The organism is Alkalibacterium sp. (genome assembly GCF_046484155.1).
Lineage (GTDB): Bacteria > Bacillota > Bacilli > Lactobacillales > Carnobacteriaceae_A > Alkalibacterium.
The window spans coordinates 1-18773 of the sequence record NZ_JAWOBT010000119.1 but is presented as its reverse complement, the minus strand read 5'-3'; the positions used below and the strand labels follow the sequence as shown (position 1 = coordinate 18773).

Genomic DNA, 18773 nt, shown 5'->3' with positions numbered 1-18773 from the left:
TCCTCCATTTTAAAGTGTTCTGTTTATGCTCTGGGGTGATACGAATTATAATCTTTCTGCAGATGTTCTGTTGTCACATGCGTGTAGATCTGTGTTGACGATAAACTCTTATGTCCTAATAATTCCTGTACCGTTCGTATATCTGCGCCGTTATTAAGTAAATGCGTTGCAAACGTATGACGCAGCATATGTGGAGTTATGTTATGGGTCAGCGAACTCTTTTTGATCAACTGAGTCAGCACGAATTGAATCCCATTTTGAGTGATCTGATCTCCGTGATGATTGATGAACAGACAGTCATGGTCTTTATTGTATTTCGACATCAAAGGTTGTCGCCCATTTTCGATATACGCTTTCATGGCTTCGCTCGCATAATGTCCAAAAGGGATGTAGCGTTCCTTACGGCCTTTACCTGTTACAAAAAGCATGCCCATCTCAAAGTCAATGTCAGCTAGTTGGATACCTTGACATTCACTCACACGTATCCCTGTCCCGTACAAGATTTCAAGTAAGGCAAGGTTACGCAAATCAAGAGGCGCATCTCCTTCTGTCGCTTCAAACAAAGCCTTCATTTCTTCTTCATAAAAGAAGTTAGGTAAACGAGACCCACGTTTTTTAAGCTGTATATATGAAAAAGGATTGTCATTTACTATTTCGTTATTTAACAAAAACTGATAAAATGCCCGGATACTCGAAATTTTCCTGGAGATGGACGCACGTGCATACTCTTTATCCGTTAAATAACTTAAATATATCCGTGCATCAGACAGTTTGACAGCCAAGACATCCTCTTCCCCTGTCTCTTTTAAAAACTGCTCAAACGCTTGTAAATCGTCAATATAAGCGAGGTTAGTATGCTCGGAATAATGACGTTCATTCATCAAATAATTTGAAAATAGCATGATCCATTTATTTTCCATGAGTATCTCTCCTCACTTCTGTCATTTTACCATATGTGAGTCGTTCACGCATAGAGTGAAAAGAAGAAGAAAATAAGACTTATAACGTTGAGCCATTAAAAAATGAAGAAACTGGCAAGATCAGTTTCTTCATTTTAAAGAAAAAAAGCGGAGCAACTCGTTTGAGATTGAGTTGTTCCGCTTTTGCTGGTTGGTTTATTGTTGTGGTTCTTCTTTATAGTCACAGTTAGAACAAACAACTTGGGTTTGTTTTTTCGTTTTCTTCTCGACCAGGTAATGATCACATTTCGGACAGTCGCGTCCAATTGGTTTATCCCATGAGGTGAACTCGCATTCAGGGTAATTTTCGCATCCGTAGAAGATCCGATTTTTCTTGGACTTACGTTCCACTACTTCGCCTTTTTTACAGGTTGGACATGTCACACCTATTTTTTTAACAATAGCTTTCGTGTTGCGGCAGTCGGGGAAGTTGGAACACGCATAAAATTTACCATAACGGCCCATTTTAATGACCATCGGTGAGCCGCATTTTTCACAGTCAAAGCCTGCGGGCTCATCTTCAATTTCAACTTCTTCCAGTTCTTTTTCTGCGATGGTTACTTCTTCTTTAAATGGTTGGTAGAACTGATCGATGACATCGATCCATTCTTTTTTACCCTCTTCAACAGCATCTAAATCTTTCTCCATATCAGCCGTGAAGTGGACATCCACGATATTAGGGAAAAACTCCTCAATGATGGTGTTCACGATGGTTCCAATTTCAGTCGGTTCGAAACGTTTACTTTGTAACGTCACATAGTACCGGCGCTGAATGGTTTCCAAAGTCGGTGCATACGTCGAGGGACGCCCCACGCCGTTTTCTTCCAGTGTTTTGATCAACGTGGCTTCACTGTAACGAGCAGGTGGCTGCGTGAAATGCTGATTAGGCTCAATCGATTCTAACTTGATCTTATCCCCTTCAGTTAAATCAGGTAGGATATTGTCTTTATCTTTTTTGCTTTCAGCATACACCATTTGATACCCTTTGAATTTGATTTGAGAACCGTTCGCTCTAAACAAGACACCATTCTGTTCGATATCAACACGCACCGTATCATAAATCGCTGGTTTCATCTGACTTGCAATAAAACGAGACCAGATCAATTGATACAATTTGAATTGATCTTTTGACAGGTTCTGCTTGATATCATCTGGTTTTCTCATCGCACTTGTCGGTCTGATCGCTTCATGCGCATCTTGTGCAGATTCAATATTCTTTTGTTTTTTTGGATCCGTTGCAGCATATTCTGAACCGTATTCACTGACGATCACTTCATTGGCTTCTTGTTTCGCCGTTTCTGACAGACGCGTTGAATCGGTACGCATGTACGTGATCAATCCTGTGGTTCCGCCTTTACCTAATGAGATCCCTTCGTAAAGCTGTTGAGCGACCATCATCGTTTTTCTTGTTCTGAAATTCAGTTTACCAGCCGCCTCCTGTTGCAGGCTACTGGTTGTAAATGGCGCATAGGGATTACGTTTGCGTTCTTTCTTGATTACTTTAGTGACATCAAAGTCACCAGACTGATCAAGTTTCTTCATTACCTCTTGTACAGCTTCATTATCAGGCAGTTTTGTCTTTTTATTGTTGAGTCCATAAAAATTCGCTTCAAATATTTTTTTCTCTTTTTTGAACTGGGCTTCAATTGACCAGTATTCTTCCGGATCGAAGTTTTTGATTTCTTCTTCACGGTCGCAAATTATTTTCAAGGCAACAGATTGTACGCGTCCCGCGCTCAAACCACGCTTAACTTTTTTCCAGAGCAACGGACTGATCTGATAACCCACAATACGGTCGAGGACCCGTCTCGCTTGCTGGGAATGAACCAAATCTTCATTTATGTGTCGCGGATTCTTGAGTGCATTCCTTACTGCATCTTTTGTGATTTCATTGAATACCACTCTGTTTTTTTCAGCATTATCAAGCTTGAGTATAAAACTTAAGTGATAGGCTATCGCTTCGCCTTCTCTATCCGGGTCAGCTGCGAGAAAAACTTTTTCAGCCTTTTTCGCGTGTTTCTTTAAATCTTTGATAACCGGACCTTTACCACGAATGGTTATATAGTCAGGTTCATAATCATTTTCAAAATCGATACCCATACGACTTTTCGGTAAATCTCTGATGTGTCCTAAACTGGCTACTACTTTATAGTTTCTCCCTAAATATTTTTCTATTGTTTTTGCTTTTGCAGGCGATTCTACAATGACTAAATATTTATAAGCCAAATTGCAGGCTCCTTCCTCTTATACCATATTTTTTTGCGCGTATTACTGTCAATGCGTCTTGTTATCGTTCTTAATAAGAATCGTAACCTATCATATGGCATATGAAATGACTTTGTCAACTTTAAAAATTGTATTTAATTAATTATTTCACAAAATCCAGGTTCCATTCGGTGTAAATATCTTCCGCTGATCGACAGGAAATGGCGCCTAATTTGATCAAATCCAGACAGCCTTTTGAATGTTCACTGAAAATCGAACCAGGCACAGCGAACACGTCTCTTCCTTCTTCCAGTGCCAGACGTGCCGTGATCAAACTTCCGCTTCGTTCCTTTGCTTCCACGACCACAGTGCCGCGAGAAAGACCGGCAATAATGCGGTTGCGCAGTGGAAAATGGTGTTTCCTTGGAGGGGTATTTAGAGGGTATTCAGATATCAATAAATGATGGCTCCCAATCTCCTCCTGCAGCGCTTTGTTTTCTTTAGGATAGGTATAGCCAATACCATTACCGATCACCGCAATCGTTTTTCCTCCGTTTTCAATCGTTTTGGTATGAACGAGCGTATCGATACCTCTGGCTAATCCGCTCACAGTTACCATATTATTATCTATAATGGAAGGAACAAGCTGATCCAGCACCTTATCCCCATACTCAGTGCAGTCACGTGCCCCGACCATGCCTATCAGTGCACGATCAAGTAAAGAAAAATCTCCCTTATAAAATAATAAGATAGGTGGTTCATAGGTGTTCTTCAAAGCATCCGGATAATTCAGTGATTCCAGAGAAACGGTATGCAGATCCGCCTTCCGGTATTTTTCTTTGACACTGAGAATGTCAAATTCGTGTAAATACTGATTGAACTTCTGCTTCTTTGCATGCGTGAAGAGGTAACCCGTCTCTCTTAGATGAGTGAAACGACTTAATTCGGGTAAAGCGTCGATGACACATTTCCACTTCTCATGGTGACTTAAAAAGGGACAGTGCGCTACCTTAAATAAATATTCTTCAGTGTTGATGATCGGCATCTATTCATCTCCTAATAAAAAAAATAAGTTTCTATCTCTTTCATTGTTGAAAGAAATAAAAACTCATTATTTTTGTTGGGAATTTAAAGTAAATCTTTTACTGGTCTGAACGATTGACGATGGATAGGTGTCACACCCAAGTTTTTTAATCCTTGTAAATGATCTTTTGTTCCATACCCGGCATTTCTTTCAAATCCATACCCCGGGTACGTTACCGCTAAATCCTTCATTATATTGTCACGCGTCACTTTTGCGATAATGGATGCCGCAGCGATGGAAATACTTTTGGCATCGCCTTTTATTATTTTTTCTTGAGTGATCGGACTGTTGATGCGCATCGCGTCGATCAGCAAACAATCAGGCTGGATACTTAAGCCTTCCACTGATTCTTTCATTGATACTTTCGTGGCTTGATAAATATTCAAGGAATCAATGATTTCAGGAGAGACGATTGAATAATTGATTGCTAAAGCAACCTCTTTTATTTTTATCGCCCATTTTTCCCGCTCCGCTTCACTGAGTTGTTTAGAATCATTGATCCCAACTAGGTCAGGTTCCTCCGGTAAGATCACCGCTGCGGAAACTACCGGACCAGCTAGTGGCCCTCTCCCAACTTCATCGATGCCCGCAATGAACTGTTTACCTTTCTTTCGGTAGGCTCTCTCATAAGCTTGCATCAATTCATAATTTTCATAGAGCAAGGCCTTTTTCTCAAGCCTTGTCTCATATTGTTTAAGGGCTAACTGAACCCCTTTTCTAGGGTCTTCTTGCAACTCTGCTAAATAGTTACGCGATATGTCAGCGTTCGCTTTTAGGCTATCTTTAATTGCTTTGATCGTTAGTGTCTTTTGCGTAGATGTCTTCTGGTCGTTCAAGTGTTATCCTTCCTAACTGTCCGTTTCTCAATTCGTAGATAAACATTTCCGCTCCACGTTCATAATCATCCCGCAAACCTCTTTTTTTAGTGATTTCCAAGAGTAAATCAGGCAATTCAAGTTCTTTTTCTAAACCATCAGCCAATTTATAGCGCTCACTTATAGCGCCTGGATAGTGTTCCCTCAAATAACTCATGGCATAAAGAGCAATATCATCAAGATGTAATAACGCGTCTTTGATCGCACCTGTTACAGCTAATTTCCTACCCACTTCCTGGTCCTCAAATTTAGGCCACAAAATCCCTGGGGTATCTAGCAGTTCAAGTTCTTTTCCATATTTGATCCATTGTTGTGCTTTAGTGACGCCGGGTTTATTTCCAGTTATTGCAATGTTTTTGTGCGCAAACCGATTGATCAGGGTCGATTTCCCCACATTCGGTATCCCCACACATACGGCTCTGATTGCGCGAGGTTTCATACCTTTCGCTTCCCGTTTATCAAAGAAAGGCTTCAATACTTTTTTTGTTAACTTTAAAATTTCTTTAAGACCTTGACCCTCTTTCGCGTTGATTGAAATAGCGGGTATGCCTTTCTCTTCGTAGTCTCTGAGCCATGCTGACGTTTGTCTAGGATCGGCTAGATCACTTTTCATTAAAACAACTACATGGGGTTTGTTCCCGATCATGGTTTTAACATCAGGATTTCTGCTCGAATAAGGAATACGCGCATCAATAAGTTCATATACGACGTCAACCATTTTCAGTTTTTCTATAAATTGTCTCTTGGCCTTAGCCATATGACCCGGGTACCATTGTATCATGTGTCTATCCTCTTCTTTCATTTATGAAATCAATTGTTCAATCAATCATTAATCTTCGTTAATAAAGCCAAAACGATCCAGCGGCCATATACGCAACTTTGTTCTTCCAGTGACTGATTCTTTATCTATAAATCCAAAAGAACGACTGTCTTTAGAATTAACTCGGTTATCTCCTAAAACAAAGAATGTTCCTTCGGGCACTTCTTCTACTCCTTGCAGTGAAGCCAAGTTGAAATTACTATTGAGTGATTGTAAATCAGATTCACTTGTTTCTGACAAATCAATATAGTTTTCTTCGATCGGTTCACCGTTTATATAAAGCATTTGATCCTGAAAAGTTATTTCATCTCCTGGAACCCCGATGACCCGTTTAATATATTGTTTTTCCGAATCATCTTCCGTATCGTCTGGAGCATGAAAAACAACAACATCAAATCGCTCAATATCACCCAGTTTATAAAGTAGCAAACGGTCCTGATCTTCTAAAGTAGGCTCCATCGATGCTCCCTCAACGCTTACAGGAGCTACAACATAGAGTCTGATACTTAGAAATACCCCACTTATTACAATAATATAAATTAACGTGCTTAATAATTCCTGAAAGAGAGATTTCTCTTTTTCAGGTTTTTTATTAAATTTTTCTCTTCGTGGCGTAAAAGATGATTCACTCATAAACTGACCTGCTCTCTAATCTATATTTAAAAAGATAGAGAAAGAAAAATAATCAGGCTTAAACATCAACCTATCATTTTCTTTCTCTCCTTTCCTAGTTCTCCAGTAAATAATTAACTGCTGCATCATACTGGGTATCGTTTTCTTCTATCAGTTCTCGCAGTCTATCAATAAGTGTGCGTGATGTCGTACCTGTCACTACGCCGTCTTCTTCTAACTCATTTTCTGCCTGGAACGATTTAACTGCTGCTTCCGTTTCTTCATCATAAGTGAAATCTATTTCGCCAACATTAAAATCTAGTGCATCCAGTATTTTTTCGAGATTTTGAATCTCTTCAGAAACGTCTCCAGTTGCATAGGTTTCTTCCTGATCAATGTATAACAGGTTAATGTATTCGGGCATTTCCACTTCAATATCCGGTTGAATCCCCTCTTCGTTGATCCACGTCCCATCAGCTGTCAGCCACTTCCCAGCAGTGAATTTGATTTCACCATCGCCGGTAATGTCCAGGACATTTTGAATCGTCCCTTTGCCAAACGTTGACTGGCCGATCAAAGGAATATCAGCAGACTGACTCATCGCTCCAGCTAAAATTTCTGATGCACTGGCGCTGCCGCCGTCAATGAGCAATACGCTGTCTTTATCAAATTTGAATTCACCTAGTTGATCAGAATTGGCTGTATAAATGTAAGGCTCTTCATCTCTACCCTGTGATTGCATGAGAGGCTCGCCATCTTCAACAAAAACGTTTGAGAGCTGTAGGGCAGAATCAAGAAGACCTCCCGGGTTACCCCTGACATCAAAGATAAATTCTTCAGCACCCTCTTGTTCCAAAGCTTCAATCGCATCCACTAATTCCTGATACGTTGGTCGGTTAAAATTGGTAATGTGCACATATCCAATCGTCGGGTTTTCAGCATCTAATTCATAAACAACCGATTCGACCGGAATAGAGTCTCTTGTTATCGTGACATTAAATTCATTGTCTCCTCTGACAATAAGCAATTTAACCTCAGATCCCTGTGGTCCGCGAATTAACGCCACTGCTTCATTGATCGACATCTCAGCGACTGATTCACCGTCTACTTCAGCTATCAGGTCATTAGGCAATAATCCCGCTTGCTCTGCAGGCGAACCTGCAATAGGAGAAATAATACGAACATACTCTCCTTCCTTCATCACTTCAGCACCGATCCCCTCGAACGATCCTTCAATATCCTCATTCATAGAAGAAGATTCAACTTCATCTAAATAGGTGGTGTAAGGATCATCCACGGCGTCAGCCATTCCTGTCAAAGCGCCTTGGATCAACGTGTCTGAATCCACCTCTTCTAAATATTGGGTCATTAAAATCGAATAGACTTCTTCTAAAGGTCGGAAATCCGCAGATGAAGCGATTTCTTCAGAATCCAAAACCGAATCCACTTCTTCTGAATTCGTATCAGAAACTGTTTCATCAGAAGAGCTCTGGACAACATTTAACATCCAGACCGTTCCTAAAACCGCTACGAGAAGCACAATCACTAAAGATGCAATGTATAGGGTCAAACTGACTTTTTTTGTCTCTTTGGTCTCATTTGGTTCGTGTTGCATAGGATGCCTCTTCTCTAAAATTTACTTGGTTGCTTCCATTCTCAACGCTGCTTCTAGGGCAATGATCATCATATCGTTAAACGTTGTTTGTCTTTCTTCAGATGTTGTTTCTTCTCCAGTTAATAAATGATCACTAATGGTCAATAAAGCTAAGGCTCTCTTATTGTGTTTGGCAGCGAGTGAATAGAGTCCAGCCGCTTCCATTTCAACTGCTAATATACCATAATCCGCTAATTTTTGTTTGTCTAATTCTTCATTGTAAAAACGATCCGCACTGAGTACGTTACCGACACGGATAGACATATTTTTCTCCATACCCACGTCGTAGGCATGTCTGAGCAGATCAAAGTCAGCGATAGGAGCGAAATCCACCTGGTTATTGAAAATATGACGGTGCAAACTTGAGTCTGTTGTCGCTGCTTGAGCTAAAACGACATCTCGAATTTTCACTTCTTTTTTCATTCCACCAGCAGAACCCACGCGAATCAGATTTTCTACGCCGTATTCCTGAATAAGCTCTTCACCGTAAATCATAACCGAAGGAATGCCCATACCCGTTCCCTGAACAGAAATGGCTACGCCTTTATATGTTCCCGTGTAACCAAAGGCATTTCTTACCGTATTATACTGTTTAACATCTTCTAAAAATGTTTCAGCAATATACTTCGCGCGGAGTGGATCTCCAGGCATTAAGACTGTTTTTGCGATTTCACCTTTTTTTGCTTCTATGTGTACACTCATTTTACATTCTCCTTTAAAAAATTATTATTTATTATTTTCTTCATATGATCGAAAGACTTTATCAAAAATATCCATAGAAACGACATAATCCCCGTTCATCTCTAGATAATTAGATATCTCATCATAGCTTTTTGATTGCTTCGGAAATGTGCCATCCTTGTCGACGGCATTAGCGAATAACGTCATCTCATCTTTCTTATAGGGGTCTCTTAACGTTTTCACATAATGATAAAATGAGCGTCTCATTCACTAACCTCCTGAACATGTGTCTCGGCCCATTGTTTTCGCTGTTCTTTTTCTCTTGCGTACGCAGCCGGATTCTTTTTATGAAATTCCTGATGTTCTTCTTCTGCAGGATAAAACGGACCTGCCGCTTCTATTGTCGTCACGATAAGTTTATCATACTGATTCGAAGCTTCAAGCTTATGTTTAGAAGCTTCCGCCATGTTTTTCTGGTTATCATCATAATAGAAGATAACGGGACGATAACTCTCTCCCCGGTCCATAAATTGACCCATGGCATCTGTAGGATCTGTCTGCTGCCAATAAATAGTCAAAAGATCGTCGTAAGAGAGTATAGCCTCATCATAGTAAACTAACACAGCTTCCGTGTGTCCTGTTTTTTGTTCCTTAACTTGTTCATAAGTCGGATGGGGAATATGACCCCCTGTGTAACCAGAAACAACCTTTTCTATTCCATTCATTGTTTCAAAAGGATGAACCATACACCAGAAACACCCTCCTGCAAATAGTGCCTTTTCCAATCAAGAAAATCCTTTCTCTATAAAGGCGTGAAACCACCTTAGTATATTATTTTATCGCTTCTTCAGGCAAAATGATATCCAATCTAATGTTATCAGCCTCTAGGTCTATTTTCCTCATTTTAAATTGCAAATCGTTCTCAGAAGCAAATTCGTTAAATGCCACTAAAATGTATTCCTGTTCGCTATCAATTTTGATCCATTCGGGTAATTCCAGTTGTTGACTCAAAATATTTAAAGCAATCCCGATGGGCAACTCAAACGAACCCAATTGAATGCTTTGAGCACGAAGCTGCAGATTCCCGTTATCCATGACCAGGGGTTCCATGTATAAACCATAATCAACATCAAATCCAAAGACATTTAATGCCCCTTCCAGTTCAACTAAGTCACTTACAATAACTGTATGGCCTGAGAAACGTTCATCTAATTCTTCCTGCAAATAAAGATTGATTACCTGGTTGACTTGTTGCTTATCAGTGACTAATTCAAATTCCAGTGCATCGTCTGACACAACTATTTCTTCACTTTCCGGCAGGGCTTCTCCACTGTCTGATAAAACATTTAATTGTATGCCCAGCCAAATAAGTCCTCCGACATTTAATAGTAACAAGATAATGAACGCCCATTTCCAGCCACTGCCTTTATGGTCAGTTGTTCTCTTTCCTCTTGTATCAGTCAAATAATCTCTCCTCCTTTTGCGAGCGAGTTAATCACTCAAATTTTTGTCATGTGCAATATTTTTATCTATGTTATACTAATAAAAAATAGTGAATTACATAAATCTTTCTATAATAGTATACCAAAATTTTGTATATTCGTACAGAAAGTAAAAGGTTAAGGAGGCCACTATGCCAGATCAAATAAAAACGCCAACATTTAGCAGGAGATACATGATAGTCAATGAAGTATTAAATGCAGTCACTCATGGTATCGGCGTCATATTAAGCATCGTTGCTTTAGTCTTTCTCATTCAAAAAGGACTAGAAATGGGCGGTTTAGTAGAATTAACGTCATATACTATTTACGGTGTCTCACTCATTTTACTCTACCTGTCCAGCACCCTTTATCACAGCTTAGCCTTTACAAAAGCAAAACAAGTCTTTCAAATAATTGATCACAGCAGCATCTTCCTGTTGATAGCGGGTACGTATACTCCCTATACGCTTATCACCATTGGTGGCAACTTGGGGATCTTCTTAACCACACTGATCTGGACGATTGCGTTTCTAGGTGTCCTTTATAAAGCCGTCTGGTTCAAAAAATTTCAAGGGTTGTCTGTCTGGCTTTACATCGCGATGGGATGGATTTCAATATTCTTCATACACAACCTGTATCAGGGATTAGGTACACAAGGCTTCATTTGGCTATTAGCTGGTGGTCTTTCATTCACTGTTGGTGCTCTGTTCTATCGATTAAAACATGTTAAATATATGCACGTTGTCTGGCATTTGTTTGTTTTAACCGGAACCATTTGTATGTTCTTTTCCATTTATCTCTACACTTAAAACTAAATCAAATAACATTAAGCTGCTTGAATGAGTCTAACGGACTCATTCAAGCAGCTTTTTATTTTCTTTTAAAAATTTGAAATGTATGCGGGTATTTATTCTTTTCGTCGACGTGACCTTTTTTCTCTTCTATCAATTCGAACTTGGTATAGTCGATCGGTGGCATGTACGTGTCACCCGCAAACGATTCATGGATAACTGTGCGATATAACATATCGACATCTTCTTTGAATAGTTCAAATAATGATACCCCTCCGATGACGTGCAGAGGTTTTTCGGCTTCTTTAGTTTTTTCTAAAACCTCTTGCTTGGAATGACACACGGTGACACCTTTTAAAGAAAAATTTTCGTTCGATGTTAACACAAAATTATCTCTCTTTTTCAAAGGCGGATTCGGTATGCTTTCCAATGTTTTCCTGCCCATCACGACGTCTCCGGTTAATGTCACACGCTTAAAAAACTGCATGTCTGCCGGTAGATGCCACGGCAATTCACCCTTTTCACCAATCAATCCATTTTCATCTTCTGCCCAGACAAACGTTATCATAGAAGCACCCCTTTCGATAGTTGTTATACGAAACCACTCATTTGCATATAACAATTAGTTTAGTTTTCAGACTGCTATAGGTGCTTTTATTCCTTTATGCGGATGATAATCAATGATTTCAATGTCATCCATTCCGAAATCAAATATGCTCTTATCTTTGTTTAATTTAATACTTGGAAATGGTCTTGGTTCTCTTGAGAGCTGTTGGTTGATTTGATCCATGTGATTCAAATATAAATGCGCATCCCCTAAAGTGTGTACAAAATCTCCCACTTCCAGACCCGTTTCTTGAGCCACGAGATGTGTAAGCAACGCGTAGCTTGCTATGTTGAAAGGTACACCCAAAAAGACGTCTCCACTCCGTTGATAGAGTTGACAGCTGAGTTTATTGCCATCCACATAAAATTGGAATAACGTATGACAAGGCGGTAGTGCCATCGTCGGGATTTCTTCCGGATTCCAGGCTGAGACAATATGACGTCTAGAATCAGGGTTCGTTTTAATCGACTCAATCACATTCTTGATTTGATCGATAAATCCGCCATCTTTCTTTTGCCAAGCACGCCACTGTGCGCCATAAACATTCCCGAGTGAACCATATTGTTCAGCAAATGCATCATCTTCTAGTACTTTCTCTCTGAATGCAGCCATTTGTTTGCTATATTCTTCTTTAAAGTCCTCATCTTCTTGTGAACGTAAACCAAAGTTCGTCATATCAGGACCTTTATAATCTTCACTCTTAACATATGTTTCAAAGGCCCATTCGTCCCAAATGTGATTATTATTCTCTAATAAAAACCGGATATTGGTATCTCCTTTTAAGAACCACAAGAGTTCACTTTTGATCAGCTTGAAATAGACACGTTTAGTCGTTAGCAAGGGAAATCCTTTTTGTAAATCAAAACGCATCTGGTGACCAAAAACTGATTTTGTTCCTGTGCCAGTTCTATCTTGTTTTTCAGTGCCTTCATCTAAAATACGTTTAGCTAAATCGAGATATTCTTTTTCCATTTTGCTTCACTCCTTATTCAAGCTGGCTAAATATTCCCAGCGGCTATACTTTTCTTCCAGCTGATGATTTAATTCAGTTTGTTTATCCGTTAATCCGGCTAATTTCACATGATCAATGCCAGCATTTCCAATTTCAGATTGCACTTTTTCAAGTTCTAATTCCAATGCTTCAATTTCGGATTCTATTGTTTCCCATTCTTTCTTTTCCATATATGTGGGTGCTGCTTTTTCTTTCTTTTCTTGCCTATTTTCTTTTGGTTTCTCACCATTTTTTTGAGGTTTTCTTTTTTTTTCTTTCTTAGTCTGATCATTCAGTTCCAAATATTCAGATAACGTGGCATAACTTTCTTCAATTTCTCCTTCGCCTTTAAATACAAGTAGCTTATTAGCAATCTTATCGATAAAATAGCGATCATGGGAAACAGCAATAACGGCACCATTGAACTGACCGATAAACTCTTCCAATATAGTCAATGTCTGAACATCCAAGTCGTTCGTTGGTTCATCCAAGAGCAAGACATTGGGTTGCTGCATCAGTATTTTGAGTAAATACAAGCGACGTTTTTCTCCACCCGATAATTTATTGATTGGCGACCCATGCATTGAACGTTTAAACAGAAAGCGTTCGAGCAACTGTGACACACTAATAGAAGAGCCGTCTGAAAGGTTTACTTCTTCCGCAATCTCTCTCAAGTAAGTGATCACCCGTTTATCTTCATCGAATTCTTCAGTCAATTGTTTATAATATCCGATTTTGACAGTTTCACCAATAATAAACAGACCATCATCTAGTCGTTCTTCACCTGCTAGAATGTTTAAAAATGTTGTTTTTCCTGCACCATTTACGCCAGTGATACCTATTCTATCAGTTTGTTGGATCAGTAAGTTGAACTGATCCAAAATAACTGTCTCATCCAATTTTTTTGAGGCATTTTCCAATTCCAGGACCTTTTTGCCTAAACGAGTCCCTGATAACTGTAATTCTAATTCTGATTTATCTTCATGTCCCTTAACTTTTTCTTCTAGCTGAGAAAAGCGACTTTTTCGTGCTTCTTGTTTCGTCCCTCGCGCTTTTACACCTTCACGCATCCACGCCAGTTCCTGTTTGTATAACTGTTTCTGTTTATGGGCGATCTGCTGTTCTGTTGTTTCTTTTTCAGCTTTCAGTGCGATGTACTGCTGATAATTTCCAGGATACTGTTCCATTTTCCCATTATCAAGTTCAACAATTTCATTTGCAACGCGGTCTAAAAAGTATCGGTCATGCGTAACCATCAGGAGTGATCCACGGTAGCTAGCTAGATATCCCTCTAACCATTCGATCATCTGAAAATCGAGATGGTTGGTAGGTTCATCAAGAATTAGTAAATCCGGTTCTTGAATAAGCACCTGCGCTAATGCCGCTCTTTTTTGCTGTCCACCAGATAAGTCCCCTACTATTTTATCGCTGTCTTCTAATCCCAGTTTGTTTAATATCGCATCGGCCCGTGCGTTGACATTCCACGCATCTTCCTGATTCATTCTTTTCTCTGCTTCAGTGAAGGCTTGCTGAACGACTGGATTTGTCGGTTCTTTGGTCAATTTCATCAAAACTTCTTCGTAGTTTTTAGCTGCTTTTATCATGGGAGAATCCCCATCAAATACAACATCAAAAATACTTTTATTCGTATCCAACTGATTTTTTTGACTGAGATAGCTTATTTCATACTCACCCGGTTTTGATATGTCTCCCACATCCGGTTTCAACTCTCCCGCAACGATGCGTAAGAAGGTCGTTTTTCCTGTACCGTTAACGCCGATCAATCCGATTCTTCGCTTTTCTTTTATCGAATAGGATACGTCGTCAAACAAGGTTTTCATGCCATATGAATGTGTTAAATGTTCGATTTTCCATTCTTTCATAAATAATTGCTCCTCAACATTAGATTCTTACTCATTCTAGCACACTCGGTACTGCTTTTTAACTTAAATTTCGTTTATCCTCTATGATTGACTATGAAATCGTTATCCTTTATACTGAAAGCGTTAGATAACTATACTTAAGGAATCATTAGGGGGTAAAACGATGACTACAGGTACTGTTAAATGGTTTAACAATCAAAAAGGCTACGGTTTTTTGGAATATAACGATGAAGATGATGTTTTTGTTCATTTCACAGGTATCAACATGGATGGATATAAAGCTTTAAATGAAGGCCAAACAGTCGAGTTTGAAATAGTGGAGGGATCACGCGGTCCTCAAGCTACAAATGTCAGTGTCGTCGAAACGACTAATGAAGATATCTAATAAATGGCAAAGTCAGCTCTCGTTTGAGACTGGCTTTTTCTATTTATTTTATGGAGCGGATGAAGATGTTAAAAATCTATAGTGATGCGGCAGTATCGCCAAAAGAAAAAATAGCAGGGGCAGGGCTTGTGATCGTTGGAGAAAATCTTTATGAACAATTAGCCATCCCTCTCTCATCGATGGAAGATAACCATCTCGCAGAACTGCTGGCTTTCTCTCATGCCGTCAATTGGCCTATTGAACAACAACGGACCGACGAATGGACGATATTTCATACAGACAGTCAACTCGTTGCCGAAGCAATCAAAAAAAACCACATCAAAAATAGCCTTTACTTAGAGACATTTCAATCGATCATGCAGTCCCTTGCTGCTTTGTCTTTTTACGAGATCAAATGGATTCCTGAAAAAGAAAATAAAGGTGCCGATAACCTGGCCAAACAGGCTTTGGCTAAACAAAGAAAAAGTAGAAAGTGAAGAAGTTTTCCTCTTCGCTTTCTACTTTTTTTGTCTTAGAGCAATTCTTTTCTTAAATCTTCAGCGCTTTTTGGTGAAAGATATGACGGAGCGATATCAAAGACTGTTTTAGCTCCGAATTGTTTTTCGCGAGCTAACTTACCGGCGGCACGTGCATAAGCAATAGCCACGGCAGCAGTGAATTCTGGATTTGAATCCAGATCCAGACTAAACTGATAGATAGCAGTGTCTGACTCTGACGTTTTTCCTTGTCTCATAACCGTTCCTCCATGAGGCATACCGCCATGTTCTTTATCAAATACTGCTTGATCGATCACGTTGATTTCTGTTTGATAACCTTCAAAATAATCAGGCATCGTGACGATCGTTTCTTTTATCTTGCTTTCATCTGCGCCCTCTTCCAAAACAAGATAAACGACGCGTTTATGGGCAGATAACTTGTTATAGTCGACTGCTTTTTTATTTTTAACTGCATCAACCAGTTCTTCTTTAGGCACGGTATATTGTACAGCATTTTTAACGCCTGTAACACGTCTGACTGCATCACTATGTCCCTGGCTTAAACCTGGACCCCAAAAAGTGTACGTCTCACCTTTGGGTAATATTGATTCAGCGAACAGACGATTGAGTGAAAACAAGCCTGGATCCCAACCTGTTGAAAGAACAGCGACCGTATTATTTTCTTTAGCTATCTTATCAAGTTTATTGAAATGATTCGGAATTTCATTGTGATTGTCATAGGTGTCAACGGTGTTAAAAGCCTTTGCCAGCTCCGGCGCTTGAACGGGTATGTCCTTCTGTGAACCGCCACATAATATCAAGACATCGATTTTGTCTTTAAATGCAGCCAGTTCATCCATATGATACGCTGGTGAAGAGGTGTCTAACTGCTCAGGCTGACGTCTGGAAAAGATACCTACCAGTTCTAAATCAGCTGAATTCTTCAGTCCTGTTTCGACCCCTCTGCCTAAATTGCCATAGCCGACTATTCCAATTTTTGTTGTGTCCATCGAATCACTCTCTTTCTGTTTGATTTGTAATTATCCCTCGATAATCCTGATATTAATTATAATATAAATTCCCAGTTGCATAAACCGGATCGTTTGTAATATCCATCCCAAGCATTTTCAGGGTTTGCTCATTTTCATGATTCATGATGACCGTTGAATGGGCTTGAGCATCTTTCAAATGGGTCAATTGTTCGTAAGCAAGATGGGCCGTCGGATTGGTCACGGCACTTATAGCTAAAGCAATGAGCAGTTCGTTAGCTGATAGAGTTGGTACTTTACTATTCAGCTGATCTGTTTTCAAGTGTTGAATCGTCTCTAAAATCATAGGTGTCAGCAAGTCGATTTCATCAGCTATATTGGCCAATGATTTTATCGCATTTAACACCGCTGCTGCTGAGGCATCCATTAGTTTGGATGTACGGCCTGTGATGATTTCACCATTATTCAACTCGATCGCAATGACTGCTTGTAAATTCGAATCATCCATATACCCTTCTACTTCTTTTGCATACGAACGTGCAAACCTTACAGTCGTACGGTCTTTCTTTTTCAGGTCAGATTCTTCCAGGATCAATTGAATCCGGCGCAACGTATCTTCGTCTGCCAAGCCTTTTTTGAAATCATTTTCTACCGAAAACGCCCGACGAATAATTTCTTCGTTTGCTGCTTTCACTACAACCTCTTCATCTATGATTCCTGATTTCAATCGATTGACTCCCATGTCAGTCGGTGATTTGTAGACAGATGGTTTGCCCGTTATTTTTTCAATGATCCGTTTGATTACCGGAAACATTTCAACATCGCGGTTATAGTTGACAGCCACTTCTCCATAAGCTTCAAAATGATAATTATCCATCATGTTTACATCTTTCAGATCGACCGTCGCTGCTTCATAAGCGATATTGACCGGGTGCTTGATAGGCATGTTCCAAACAGGAAAGGTTTCAAATTTTGCGTAGCTGGCTTTATTTCCGTGAGCATACTCATGATAAAGCTGGTTCAAGCACGTAGCCAATTTACCGCTGCCAGCGCCTGGAGCCGTAACGACTACTAAAGGTTTTGTTGTTTCAATATAGTCATTTTTGGCAAACCCTTCTTCGCCGAGGATCGCATCCACATTTGTCGGATAACCTTCAATAGTATGGTGCGTATGCACGTTTATCCCACTGCGTTCTAGTTTAGACATGAATATCTTTACATTAGGCTGTTCCTGGTATCGTGTAATCAAGACACTGTTGACCGGGATACCATATGCCCTGTATTCATCGATCAAACGTAAAACATCACGATCATACGTGATACCATAGTCACCACGCACTTTATTACGTTCGATATCTCCAGCATAGACACATATGATTATTTCCGCTTTATCTTTTAAAGTTGCCAGTAATTTCATTTTTGCATCTTCATCAAAACCCGGTAGGACACGTTTAGCATGTTTGTCACCGATCAACTTACCGCCAAATTCCAAGTACAGTTTTTCGCTATTTTCTACCCGTTCCAATATATAGGCAGACTGTTCTTTTAAATATTTTTCTGTATCAAAACCAACTTTATACATAACCGTCCTCCTGTTTCCTTTTTCAATCTCTACTATTATAACACTGATTCTTGAGAGACTGAATGACTTTTATGATAATTAAGAACTGACACATTTAAACAAGCCGAATTATTTTGCATTCATTCAATAAAAAGGGGAAGCAATCGTCGAGCGATTGCTACATCATGATTCTTGTTTGTTCATAATATAGATAATAATACATACTCTTTTTTTGTAAAGGTCACGCTTAGACTGATTGCGTTACCTTCGCGGGTGCTTGCTCTCTGCGAAGGGCACGCCTGAGCGGATTGCGTGACCTTTGTGAATGCTTGCTCTTTGTGAAGGGCACGCCTGAGCGTATTGCGTTACCTTCGTTTGTGCTTACTCTCTGCGAAGGGCATGCCTGAGCGGATTGCGTGACCTTCGCGGGTGCTTGCTCTTTGTGAAGGGCATGCTTAGGCTGATTGAGTTCCCTTCATGGGTGCTTGCTCTCTGCGAAGGGCACGCCTGAGCGGATTGCGTGACCTTTGTGAATGCTTGCTCTCTGCGAAGGACACGCTTAGGCTGATTGCACGCCCTTGACGTATACTTTCCTTCAAACAGATTATTTTATTCCCGAATGGAAGACTTCATTTCCTATATGCTACCAACTATATCTTTCTTTCCTAAATACTAACTATGGTATTATCAATTTAGCATAGTTTAGATTTAGATATAAT

General features: G+C 39.7%; 19 protein-coding genes. 3 read left to right on the top strand and 16 right to left on the bottom strand.

All coding sequences use genetic code 11. From position 1 onward, the window contains the following. Positions 1 to 23: 23 nt before the first annotated feature. The 11 genes from xerC to R6U02_RS08660 all read right to left on the bottom strand — a co-directional run bounded on the left by xerC (position 24) and on the right by R6U02_RS08660 (position 10354). Positions 24 to 920, bottom strand: a complete 897-nt coding sequence (gene xerC / locus R6U02_RS08710; RefSeq protein WP_410263225.1) for a tyrosine recombinase XerC — start codon at positions 918 to 920, stop codon at positions 24 to 26. 195 nt (positions 921 to 1115) lie between these two features. Then, positions 1116 to 3185, bottom strand: coding sequence for a type I DNA topoisomerase (gene topA, locus R6U02_RS08705; RefSeq protein WP_410263224.1), 2070 nt, complete (start codon positions 3183 to 3185; stop codon positions 1116 to 1118). A gap of 142 nt (positions 3186 to 3327) precedes the next feature. Continuing rightward, positions 3328 to 4209, bottom strand: a complete 882-nt coding sequence (gene dprA / locus R6U02_RS08700; RefSeq protein ID WP_410263223.1) for a DNA-processing protein DprA — start codon at positions 4207 to 4209, stop codon at positions 3328 to 3330. 83 nt (positions 4210 to 4292) lie between these two features. Beyond that, a complete protein-coding gene (locus tag R6U02_RS08695; protein ID WP_410263222.1) occupies positions 4293 to 5084 on the bottom strand; it encodes a ribonuclease HII in 792 nt (263 codons plus the stop codon). Next, positions 5032 to 5904 (bottom strand): ribosome biogenesis GTPase YlqF, encoded by an 873-nt coding sequence (gene ylqF, locus R6U02_RS08690; RefSeq protein WP_410263221.1) that lies wholly within the window; start codon positions 5902 to 5904, stop codon positions 5032 to 5034. The genes R6U02_RS08695 and ylqF overlap by 53 nt, the downstream gene beginning before the upstream one ends. A gap of 48 nt (positions 5905 to 5952) precedes the next feature. After that, entirely contained in the window at positions 5953 to 6576 is a 624-nt protein-coding gene (lepB, locus tag R6U02_RS08685) for a signal peptidase I (RefSeq protein WP_410263220.1), read from the bottom strand. Between the two features lie 94 nt (positions 6577 to 6670). Further along, positions 6671 to 8170 carry a S41 family peptidase gene (locus tag R6U02_RS08680; protein ID WP_410263219.1) on the bottom strand — a complete coding sequence of 500 codons (1500 nt, stop codon included), beginning with the start codon at positions 8168 to 8170 and terminating at the stop codon, positions 6671 to 6673. Positions 8171 to 8191: 21 nt separating this feature from the next. Beyond that, positions 8192 to 8911 (bottom strand): purine-nucleoside phosphorylase, encoded by a 720-nt coding sequence (gene deoD, locus R6U02_RS08675; RefSeq protein ID WP_410263218.1) that lies wholly within the window; start codon positions 8909 to 8911, stop codon positions 8192 to 8194. 24 nt (positions 8912 to 8935) lie between these two features. Next, a complete protein-coding gene (locus tag R6U02_RS08670) occupies positions 8936 to 9157 on the bottom strand; it encodes a YozE family protein (protein ID WP_410263217.1) in 222 nt (73 codons plus the stop codon). Then, positions 9154 to 9675 (bottom strand): peptide-methionine (S)-S-oxide reductase MsrA, encoded by a 522-nt coding sequence (msrA, locus tag R6U02_RS08665; protein WP_410263216.1) that lies wholly within the window; start codon positions 9673 to 9675, stop codon positions 9154 to 9156. The genes R6U02_RS08670 and msrA overlap by 4 nt, the downstream gene beginning before the upstream one ends. Positions 9676 to 9721: 46 nt before the next feature. Continuing rightward, positions 9722 to 10354, bottom strand: coding sequence for a YpmS family protein (locus R6U02_RS08660; protein ID WP_410263215.1), 633 nt, complete (start codon positions 10352 to 10354; stop codon positions 9722 to 9724). Positions 10355 to 10523: 169 nt separating this feature from the next. Here R6U02_RS08660 and trhA point away from each other — a divergent pair, with 169 nt between their 5' ends. After that, positions 10524 to 11180 (top strand): PAQR family membrane homeostasis protein TrhA, encoded by a 657-nt coding sequence (gene trhA, locus R6U02_RS08655; RefSeq protein WP_410263214.1) that lies wholly within the window; start codon positions 10524 to 10526, stop codon positions 11178 to 11180. Between the two features lie 61 nt (positions 11181 to 11241). Here the strand turns inward: trhA and R6U02_RS08650 are convergent, their stop codons facing one another. The 3 genes from R6U02_RS08650 to R6U02_RS08640 all read right to left on the bottom strand — a co-directional run bounded on the left by R6U02_RS08650 (position 11242) and on the right by R6U02_RS08640 (position 14643). Next, on the bottom strand, positions 11242 to 11730 hold the full coding sequence (locus R6U02_RS08650) for a dihydrofolate reductase (RefSeq protein ID WP_410263213.1): 489 nt from the start codon (positions 11728 to 11730) through the stop codon (positions 11242 to 11244). A gap of 66 nt (positions 11731 to 11796) precedes the next feature. Next, on the bottom strand, positions 11797 to 12741 hold the full coding sequence (locus R6U02_RS08645; protein ID WP_410263212.1) for a thymidylate synthase: 945 nt from the start codon (positions 12739 to 12741) through the stop codon (positions 11797 to 11799). A gap of 6 nt (positions 12742 to 12747) precedes the next feature. Further along, positions 12748 to 14643, bottom strand: coding sequence for an ABC-F family ATP-binding cassette domain-containing protein (locus R6U02_RS08640; RefSeq protein WP_410263211.1), 1896 nt, complete (start codon positions 14641 to 14643; stop codon positions 12748 to 12750). A 163-nt stretch (positions 14644 to 14806) separates the two neighbouring features. Between R6U02_RS08640 and R6U02_RS08635 the strand changes: the two genes are divergently transcribed. Next, a complete protein-coding gene (locus tag R6U02_RS08635; RefSeq protein WP_410263210.1) occupies positions 14807 to 15028 on the top strand; it encodes a cold-shock protein in 222 nt (73 codons plus the stop codon). A 65-nt stretch (positions 15029 to 15093) separates the two neighbouring features. Continuing rightward, positions 15094 to 15504: a ribonuclease HI family protein gene (locus R6U02_RS08630; protein WP_410263209.1), complete on the top strand. Its 411-nt coding sequence runs from the start codon at positions 15094 to 15096 to the stop codon at positions 15502 to 15504. 35 nt (positions 15505 to 15539) lie between these two features. On the opposite strand, the gene R6U02_RS08625 is transcribed toward R6U02_RS08630, so the two are convergent. Together R6U02_RS08625 and R6U02_RS08620 are read right to left on the bottom strand one after the other, a co-directional pair. Beyond that, entirely contained in the window at positions 15540 to 16514 is a 975-nt protein-coding gene (locus tag R6U02_RS08625) for a diaminopimelate dehydrogenase (RefSeq protein WP_410263208.1), read from the bottom strand. Positions 16515 to 16566: 52 nt separating this feature from the next. Then, complete coding sequence (locus R6U02_RS08620; RefSeq protein ID WP_410263207.1) at positions 16567 to 18075, bottom strand: DUF1846 domain-containing protein; 1509 nt, start codon at positions 18073 to 18075, stop codon at positions 16567 to 16569. Positions 18076 to 18773: the final 698 nt, after the last annotated feature.